This is a genomic window from uncultured Thermus sp., assembly GCF_938010445.1.
Classification (GTDB): Bacteria; Deinococcota; Deinococci; order Deinococcales; family Thermaceae; genus Thermus; species Thermus altitudinis.
Window position 1 is genome coordinate 23,194 of the sequence record NZ_CALLUR010000025.1, and the last position, 7,837, is coordinate 31,030.

General features: G+C 67.0%; 8 protein-coding genes and 1 pseudogene. 6 read left to right on the forward strand and 3 right to left on the reverse strand.

Annotated elements, in window-relative coordinates:
* Positions 1-71 precede the first annotated feature (71 nt).
* Entirely contained in the window at positions 72-1,424 is a 1,353-nt protein-coding gene (locus Q0693_RS01385; protein ID WP_298628602.1) for a tetratricopeptide repeat protein, read from the forward strand.
* Here the strand turns inward: Q0693_RS01385 and Q0693_RS01390 are convergent.
* Positions 1,421-2,458 carry a DUF4388 domain-containing protein gene (locus Q0693_RS01390; RefSeq protein ID WP_298628604.1) on the reverse strand — a complete coding sequence of 346 codons (1,038 nt, stop codon included), beginning with the start codon at positions 2,456-2,458 and terminating at the stop codon, positions 1,421-1,423. The two genes, Q0693_RS01385 and Q0693_RS01390, sit on opposite strands and share 4 nt — an antisense overlap.
* A gap of 3 nt (positions 2,459-2,461) precedes the next feature.
* Complete coding sequence (gene ruvB / locus Q0693_RS01395; RefSeq protein ID WP_298628617.1) at positions 2,462-3,433, reverse strand: Holliday junction branch migration DNA helicase RuvB; 972 nt, start codon at positions 3,431-3,433, stop codon at positions 2,462-2,464.
* A 30-nt stretch (positions 3,434-3,463) separates the two neighbouring features.
* Here ruvB and panB point away from each other — a divergent pair, with 30 nt between their 5' ends.
* The 5 genes from panB (at position 3,464) to Q0693_RS01420 (ending at position 7,539) form a co-directional block, all read left to right on the forward strand.
* A complete protein-coding gene (gene panB, locus Q0693_RS01400; protein ID WP_298628606.1) occupies positions 3,464-4,249 on the forward strand; it encodes a 3-methyl-2-oxobutanoate hydroxymethyltransferase in 786 nt (261 codons plus the stop codon).
* A 70-nt stretch (positions 4,250-4,319) separates the two neighbouring features.
* Positions 4,320-5,060: an ABC transporter ATP-binding protein gene (locus Q0693_RS01405; RefSeq protein ID WP_298628607.1), complete on the forward strand. Its 741-nt coding sequence runs from the start codon at positions 4,320-4,322 to the stop codon at positions 5,058-5,060.
* Positions 5,053-5,859 (forward strand): metal ABC transporter permease, encoded by an 807-nt coding sequence (locus Q0693_RS01410; protein WP_298628609.1) that lies wholly within the window; start codon positions 5,053-5,055, stop codon positions 5,857-5,859. The genes Q0693_RS01405 and Q0693_RS01410 overlap by 8 nt, the downstream gene beginning before the upstream one ends.
* Positions 5,860-5,882: 23 nt before the next feature.
* The gene (locus tag Q0693_RS01415; RefSeq protein ID WP_114314050.1) at positions 5,883-6,329 is read left to right on the forward strand and encodes an RrF2 family transcriptional regulator; all 447 of its coding nucleotides are present in this window, start codon (positions 5,883-5,885) and stop codon (positions 6,327-6,329) included.
* Between the two features lie 52 nt (positions 6,330-6,381).
* A complete protein-coding gene (locus tag Q0693_RS01420; RefSeq protein WP_298628613.1) occupies positions 6,382-7,539 on the forward strand; it encodes a cysteine desulfurase family protein in 1,158 nt (385 codons plus the stop codon).
* On the opposite strand, the pseudogene Q0693_RS01425 reads toward Q0693_RS01420, so the two are convergent.
* A pseudogene (locus Q0693_RS01425) lies at positions 7,536-7,837 on the reverse strand (long-chain fatty acid--CoA ligase); the annotation flags it as partial. The gene Q0693_RS01420 and the pseudogene Q0693_RS01425 sit on opposite strands and share 4 nt — an antisense overlap.

Below are 7,837 nucleotides of genomic sequence, written 5' to 3' on the forward strand. Positions count from 1 at the left end.
TCTACCTCCCTGGTCCTATGGTAGCGCCTTTAGGGTGAGAGGATTGAGGGCTGTGGTATCCTCAAGCGGCGATGAGGGGGGTCCTCGAGGCCCTGCACCACGGGGATTACGATACCGCCATTGAGCGCCTCACCCGCAAGGCCCTTTTCGGCTCCAAGGAGGAGGCCAAGGAGGCCCTTCTCCTCCTGGCGGAGGTGCACAGCCTCTACGGGGAGGAGGGGCGGGAGAAGGCCCACCGGGCCCTGGAGGAGGCCTATGAGCTGGGGGGGCTGGAGTACGACCCCCTGTACCGGGCCCTTTTGGGGGAGCTTTTGGCCCTCGAGGGCCGGGGGGAGGGGGAGGTGCGGGCCCTTTTCCTCCCCACGGAGGACCCCCGGGCCCGCTACCACCAGGCCCAGGCCCTCTTCTACCTGGGCCGGTTTGAGGAGGTGCTAAGGACCCTGAAGGAAGGGCTTCCCGCCTTTTTGGCCTGGCGGGCGGAGGGGCTTAAGGGAAGGGCCTTGGAACAGCTTGGCCGCTACCCCGAGGCCGCCTTGGCCTACGAGAGGGGAGCGGAGCTGGCCTTGGGCCTGGAGCGCTACTGGCTTCTTTTGGATGCCGCCGCCATGTGGGTGGAGGCGGGAGAGGGGGAAAGGGCCCTCCTGGCCCTGGAGGAGGCCGCGGAGGCCGTGGGGGAAGAACCCCTCGAGGATGCCGCCACCCGCCACTACCTCCTGGCCCGGGCCCACCTCCTCCTGGATAACCCCAACCGGGCCCTGGAGGAGGTGCGGGAGGCCCTAAGACGGGAGGAGGAAAGCGGCCACAAGGCCTACGGCACCCCCCTTTTGCAAGGGCAGATCCTCTTACGCCTGGGGCGCTACCCCGAGGCCATGGCCGCCTTTGGGGAAGCCTTGGCCCGGGCGGAGGGGGTGGAAAGGGGGTATGTCCTCCACGAGATGGCGGTGGCGGCCCTGGACCAGGGGAGCCATCTAGAGGCCGAGGAATACCTGAAGGCCCTCTTGAAGGAGGAAGGCTACCCCTACCGGGCCCAGGCCCTGGCGGACCTGGCCGAGGTCCTGTATCGCCAGGGGCGGTACCAGGAGGCGGAAAGGCTAGCCCAGGAGGCCATGGCGGAAGGGGCTTTGGCCGCGGGGGAGCTCATCCTGGGCCACATCGCCTACGACCTCATGCACCTGGAGGAGGCCTTGGCCCATTACCGCAAGGCGGCGGAGCTCGCCGAGGAGGGGAGCCGGGAGTGGGTGGGGGCCCAGGAGATGGTGGTGGATACCCTGGCCCAGCTGGGCTACCGCTCCCCGGAGGAGATCCTGGCCCGCACCGAGGCGGTGTTGCCCCATGTCCACCCCGCCGACGAGTGGCACCAGGCCCTCCGGGCCTACCGGGAGCGGGCGGAGGCCATTCTCCGGGAAGGGAGGCGGCCCAACTAGCCTCCCCCGCGCCTCAAGGGGGCCAGGGCCTTCAGCACCTCCTGGGCCTTTAGGGGTTTGGGAAGGTGCAAGACCCTAAGGGGGCGGAAGAGAAGCCCCGGCGGGGTTTCGCTCACCAGGTACAAGGAGGCCAGCTTGCCCTCGGGGTGGGCCCTAAGCCTTCGGGCCCTTTCCAAGGCTTTTTCTCCCTGGAGGATGATGGCCTTGGGCCTCTCTTTGAGAAGGCGGAGGGCCATCTCCAGGTCCAAGGGGAGCTGCACCCGGTAGCGGTGGGCCTCCAGGAGGTAGAGAAGGAGCCGCCGCACCACCCCGCTTTCCGCCAACACCAGGACCAGGGGGTCGTCCGCCAGCAGGGTGGAAGGGCGGATCAGCCCCCGGCTTTTCAGTTCAAAGAGGATGTGGTAAACCTGCTCCTCCGGGAGGCCGGAAAGCAAGGCCACGCTTCGCGCCCGGCGCACCCCGTCCAGGAGTTCCAGCACCGCCCAGGCCTCCGGGCTCAGGGGATGGCGGGTGGGGTCCTCCACCAGGTGGAAGACCTCGTGGGGATCCACCTGGCCCTGGCGCCACTCGTCCAGGCGCCGGGCCGCTTCCAGAAGGGTAGCCTTGGTTTCCAGGGTCTGGGGAAGGGCCACTTGGCTTCCTTCCACCAGGGGCTCGGCCAGGATCTCCCCCTCCTTCTCCCCCAGCAGGGTGGCCAGGGCCTCGAGGACCTGGGCCTCCAGGGCCTCTTTAAGCTCCTCCTCCCCGATGAGGCCCAGTTCCAGGGCCAAGGCCCCCAAGGGGGTTCCCGGGTTTTCCCGCCCCTGGCGCTCCACAAGTTCTTGAACCTCATCCAGAGAAAGGTGGCCAAGGCGCACCAGGTACTCCCCCAGGTGGGGTCCCGGTTCGGTGCGGGCGTAGAGGATGCGCCCGTGAAGGAGATGGATCCGGCCATAGAGGCGCCCCTGGAAGGTGACCACGGCGCTTTTACGGTGGTCGGCCAGGACCTTCAGCAGTTCCGCCAGGTCCAGTTCCTCCAGGGTAGCCCTTACCATGGCCTAGAGGAGGGGTTCCACGGGAGGGGGGTAGCCCAGGTGGCGGTAGGCCCGCTCCGTGGCCACCCTTCCCCGGGGGGTGCGCTTCAGGAGGCCCTGCTGGATGAGATAAGGTTCATGGACTTCTTCCAGGGTGCCCGGGTCCTCGGAAAGGGCGGTGGCCAGGGTTTGCAGGCCCACTGGGCCCCCGCTAAAGCGCAGGATCAGGGTTTCCAGGATCTCCCGGTCCCGCCTTTCCAGGCCCAGCTCGTCCAGGCCGAGGGCGTTTAGGGCCTCGAGGGCCCGTTCCTGGGTGATGGTTTCCTCCCCCGCCACCTGGGCGAAGTCCCGCACCCGTCGGAAAAGCCGTTTGGCGATGCGCATGGTCCCCCGGCTCCTGCGGGCGATCTCCAAGGCGGCCTCCTGGGTGATGGCGATCCCCAAAAGCCTTGCGTCCCGCCGAACCCCCTCGGAGAGCTCCTCCAAGGAGTAGTACTCCAGGTGCTCCACGATGCCGAACCGGCTCCTGAGGGGGGCGGTGATGAGGCCCGGGCGGGTGGTGGCCCCGATCAAGGTGAAGCGGGGAAGCTCCAGGCGGATGGTGCGGGCCGCAGGCCCCTGGCCGATGACGATGTCCATCTTGAAGTCCTCCATGGCCGGGTAAAGGTGTTCCTCCGCCTGGCGGCTTAGGCGGTGGATCTCGTCAATGAAGAGGATGTCCCCTTCCTCCAGGGAGTTGGCCAGGATGGCGGCCAGGTCCCCCGGCTTCTCTATGGCCGGCCCCGAGGTAACCCGGAGGTTGACCCCCAGCTCATGGGCGATCACGTGGGCCAGGGTGGTCTTGCCCAGGCCCGGGGGCCCGAAGAGGAGGAGGTGCTCCAGGGGTTCGCCCCGGGCCTTGGCGGCCTCGAGGTAGACCCTCAGTTTCTTCTTCAACCTCTCCTGGCCGATGTACTCGTCCAGGGTCTTGGGCCTTAGGGCGAGGTCCGGGTGCACGTCCACGCCCTTTCATGATAGCCTCTTCCCGTGCGCCGGACGGTAAAGGACTTTCGCCATGCGAAGGGCCAAAGGCTGGTCTACCTCACCGCTTACGACTACCCCACGGCCCGCCTAGCGGAAAGCGCGGGGGTGGACGCCATCCTGGTGGGGGATTCCCTGGGCATGGTGGTATTGGGCTACCCCTCCACGGTTCCCGTCACCCTGGAGGAGATGCTCCACCACACCAAGGCGGCCAGGCGGGGCGCCCCGGATACCTTCTTGGTGGCCGACCTACCCTATCTTTCCTACGCCACCTTGGACCGGGCGCTGGCTTCCGCGGAAAGGCTTATGAAGGAAGGCGGGGCGGATGCGGTGAAGCTGGAGGGTGGGGAGGAGGTGGCGGGGATCGTCTTGGGCCTCACCCGGGCGGGGGTTCCGGTTTTGGGGCACGTGGGCCTTACCCCCCAGACGGCCAGCCAGCTTGGGGGATACAGGCTTCAGGGGAAGCGTCCTGAAGAGGCCGAGCGCATCCTTAGGGGGGCCTTGGCCCTGGAGGAGGCGGGGGCCTATGGGGTGGTGCTGGAGATGGTGCCCACGGGCCTGGCCAAGGAGGTCACGGAGAGGCTATCCGTCCACACCGTCGGCATTGGGGCCGGGCCTTACACGGACGCCCAGGTCCTGGTCTTTCACGACGTGGTGGGGCTTTATGGGGAGTTCAAACCCCGGTTCGTGAAGCGCTACCTGGAGGGGGGAAGGCTTTTCCACGAGGCCCTTTCCCAGTACGTACGGGAGGTGCGGGAAGGGGTTTTCCCAGGGGAGGACCACAGCTTTTAGGGCTTCCGTGGGCTTGGGTCCGGTGGGGCGTGGCTTGACGGGTTAGTTGAGAATGGACTAGCGTTATTGTGTGTTGGCCCTCGAGGTCCACCACCTGTCCGTGCGCTTCGGGGAGTTCCAGGCCCTGGAGGGCGTCAGCCTGGACGTGCCCCAAGGGGCCTTCGTGGCCATTGTGGGCCCCAACGGGGCGGGGAAGAGCACCCTTTTGAAGGCCATCCTGGGCCTGGTGCCCTTCCGGGGTGAGGTTCGGGTCCTGGGGCGCCCCCTAGCGGAAACCGATCCTTTGTGGTTCGGCTACGTGCCCCAGATCAAAACCTTTGACCGCACCTTTCCCGCCCTGGCCTTGGAGTTGGTGGCCACGGGCCTTAGACGGCGCTGGCCTTTCCGTCTTTCCCCTAGGGAACGGGAGGAGGCGCTTTCTGCTCTCAGGCGGGTGGGGGCCGAGGAGCTGGCCTTCCGCCCCTTAGGCCGGCTTTCCGGGGGGCAGCTCCAGCGGGTCTATCTGGCCCGGGCCCTGATCCGTAGGCCCAAAATCCTCCTTCTGGACGAGCCCGCCACCGGGGTGGACCGGGTGGGGGAGGTGGACCTGTACCGGTACCTGGAGGCCTACCAGGAGGAGTCAGGGGCCACGGTGCTCATGATCACCCACGACTGGGAGGCGGCCCACCACGCCAGCCACGTCCTGGTGATGAACCGGAGGGTGGTGGGCTTCGGTCCCCCGGAGAGGGCCCTCACCGAAGGGAGCCTACGCCAGGCCTTCGGCCACCTGGGCCATGCCCACGGGCTATACCTGGGGGGTGGGCATGCTTGAGGCTTTGGGTTATCCCTTTTTCCAGCGGGCCCTTTGCGCAGGGCTTCTGGTGAGTCTTCTTTCCGGATTCCTTTCCCCCTTCGTGGTGCAAAGGCGGCTTTCCTTCCTGGGGGATGGGCTGGCCCATGCCGCCTTCGCTGGGGTGGCCTTGGGGCTTTTCCTAAGGGGAGAACCCCTTTGGTTTGCCCTGCCCTTCACCTTCTTGGTGGCCATGGCCATCACCTTGGTGAAGGAGAAGACCGAGCTCTCCGAGGACACCGCCATCGGGGTCTTCTTTGCCCTTTCGGTGGCCCTGGGGGCCGTCTTCCTCTCCCAGGCCAAGGGGTACGTGGGGGATGCCATGGGCTACCTCTTTGGCTCCCTTTTGGCCGTGGGGGCGGCAGACCTTTGGGCCATGGCCCTTCTCCTGCTCCTGGCCCTGCTCCTCCTGCCCCTCTGGGGACCTTTGGCCTACGCCACCTTTGACCGGGAGCTGGCCCTTTCCGACCGGGTACCGGTGGTCCTCCACGACTACCTCCTCTCCGGCTTCCTGGCCGTGAGCCTGGTGCTGGCGGTGAAGGTGGTGGGGATCATTCTGGTGGCGGCCTTTTTGGTGATCCCCGGGGCGGTGGCCAGGCTCCTAAGCCCCACCTTTGCTGGGCTTACCCTCCTCTCCTTGGCGCTTTCGGTCCTGTCCACGGTCCTGGGCCTCTTTCTCTCCTTCCTCCTGGACTGGCCCAGCGGGGCCAGCATCGTGCTGTTGCAGGCGGCCTTGTTCGGCCTGGCCTTTGTGAAAACCGTGTTTTCCGGGGGGAAATGAGGCCTTTGCGGTATACTGGGGGCATGTGGGTGTCCACGAAGGCCCAGTACGGCCTCAGGGCCCTGGTGGAGATCGGCCTTAGGGCTCCCGAGGCGGTGCCCCTCAAGGAGGTGGCCGAGGCCCAGGGCATCAGCCAGCACTACCTGGAGCAGATCGCCGCCCAGCTCAGGCGCTCGGGGTTCATCCGCTCCGTGCGGGGGGCCAAGGGGGGGTACCGCCTGGCCCGCCCGCCCGAAAAGGTGACCGCCCTGGAGGTGGTGGAGTCCTTGGAGGGAAGCCTGGCGCCCGTGTCCTGCATTGAGGACCCCGAGGCCTGCGCCAAGGTAGGGCAGTGCTCCACGGAACTCCTTTGGAAGCGGGTGGACCTGGCCATGCGCCAGGTCTTAGGGGGAACCACCCTGAAAGACCTCATTGAGGAGCGGAAGCTCATTGAGGCCAAGCGCCTCATCCAGCTCCAGCCCACGGGTTAAGTCCCAGGCGGCTTCGGCTTAGCCTTGGTGGCTGCCCCAAGGGGGGCTTGCCGTGGACGTGGGGCCGAAAGCCGAGGAGGAGGATACCTTGCAGATCTATCTGGATTATGCGGCCACCACGCCCTTGGACAACGAGGTCCAGGAGGCCATGCGCCAAGTGGAAGGGGTTTTTGGCAACCCCAACAGCATCCACCGCTTTGGCCAGGAGGCCCGACGGGTGCTGGAAGGAGCCCGGGAACGGATTGCCGGCCTCCTGGGGGTGCGCCCCCGGGAGGTGGTCTTTACCGGTTCGGGTTCCGAGGCGGATGCCCTGGCCCTCCTGGGGGTGGCCCTGGCCAAGGGGAAGGGGCATGTGGTGAGCACGGAGGTGGAGCACTCCGCGGTCTTGGGGGCCTTGCGGCTTCTTGAGCGCCTGGGCTTTTCCGTGACCCGGCTCAAGCCCGATCGTTTCGGTTTGGTCTACCCCGAGCAGGTGGAGGAGGCCCTAAGGCCCGATACCATCCTGGTGAGCGTGATGGCCGCCAACAACGAGCTGGGCACCCTTTACCCCATCCGGGAGATGGCCCATATCGCCCAGGCCCACGGGGTCCTCTTCCACACCGACGCCGTGCAGGCCGTCGGACAGGTGCCCTTCCGGGTGGACGAGGTGGGGGCGGACCTGGTCTCCTTGAGCGCCCACAAGTTCTATGGCCCCAAGGGGATCGGGGCCCTGGTGGTGCGCCAGGGCGTGGACCTCTTCCCCTTGGTTCCCGGCAAGCAGGAGGGGGGAAGACGGGGGGGGACGCAAAGCCCCCTTTTGGCCCAGGGGATGGCGGTGGCCTTGGAGAAGGCCCTAAGGCTTTTGCCCGAGGAGTCCGCCCGGCTTCTGGCCTTGCGGAGGCGCCTCGAGGCGGGCCTGCTTTCCCTGGAGGGGGTGGAGCTCAACGGCCACCCCGAGCGCCGCCTTCCCAAGCTGGTTAACGTGACGGTGAAGGGAGCGGATGGGGAGGCCCTGCTTCTCGCCATGGACCTCCTGGGGGTGGCGGTCTCCTCGGGCTCGGCGTGTTCCGCGGGGAGCCTGGAGCCCTCCCACGTCCTTCTGGCCATTGGCCGCTCCCCCAAGGAGGCCCGGGCTTCCCTGCGCTTCTCCTTGGGCCGCTACACCACCGAGGCCGAGGTGGACCGGGCGGTGGAGGTGTTCCGGGAAGCGGTGGTCCGGGCCCGGGGCTAGGGGTTCCTCTTGGCGAACTCCTCGCGAAGCTCCCGCCTTAGGATCTTCCCCACGCTGGTCTTGGGGAGGCTATCGCGGAACTGGATGATGCGGGGGACCTTGTAGGCGGCCAGGTTTTCCCGGCAGAAGGCTTCTATGTCCTTTTCCGTTACCTTGTCCCGGTACTCCTCCTTGAGGACGAGGAAGGCGGCCACGGTTTCCCCGCGGTAAGGGTCGGGTACGCCCACCACGGCGGCTTCCTGGACGGCGGGATGCTGGTAGAGGACCTCTTCCACCTCGCGGGGGTAGATGTTGTAGC

Bases quoted from the DNA above. Each gene is read 5' to 3' on its own strand.
- Q0693_RS01415 (WP_114314050.1), top strand. From the start codon at position 5,883: ATGTGGGTGTCCACGAAGGCCCAGTACGGCCTCAGGGCCCTGGTGGAG.
- Q0693_RS01385 (WP_298628602.1), top strand. From the start codon at position 72: ATGAGGGGGGTCCTCGAGGCCCTGCACCACGGGGATTACGATACCGCC.
- Q0693_RS01410 (WP_298628609.1), top strand. From the start codon at position 5,053: ATGCTTGAGGCTTTGGGTTATCCCTTTTTCCAGCGGGCCCTTTGCGCA.
- Q0693_RS01390 (WP_298628604.1), bottom strand. From the start codon at position 2,458: ATGGTAAGGGCTACCCTGGAGGAACTGGACCTGGCGGAACTGCTGAAG.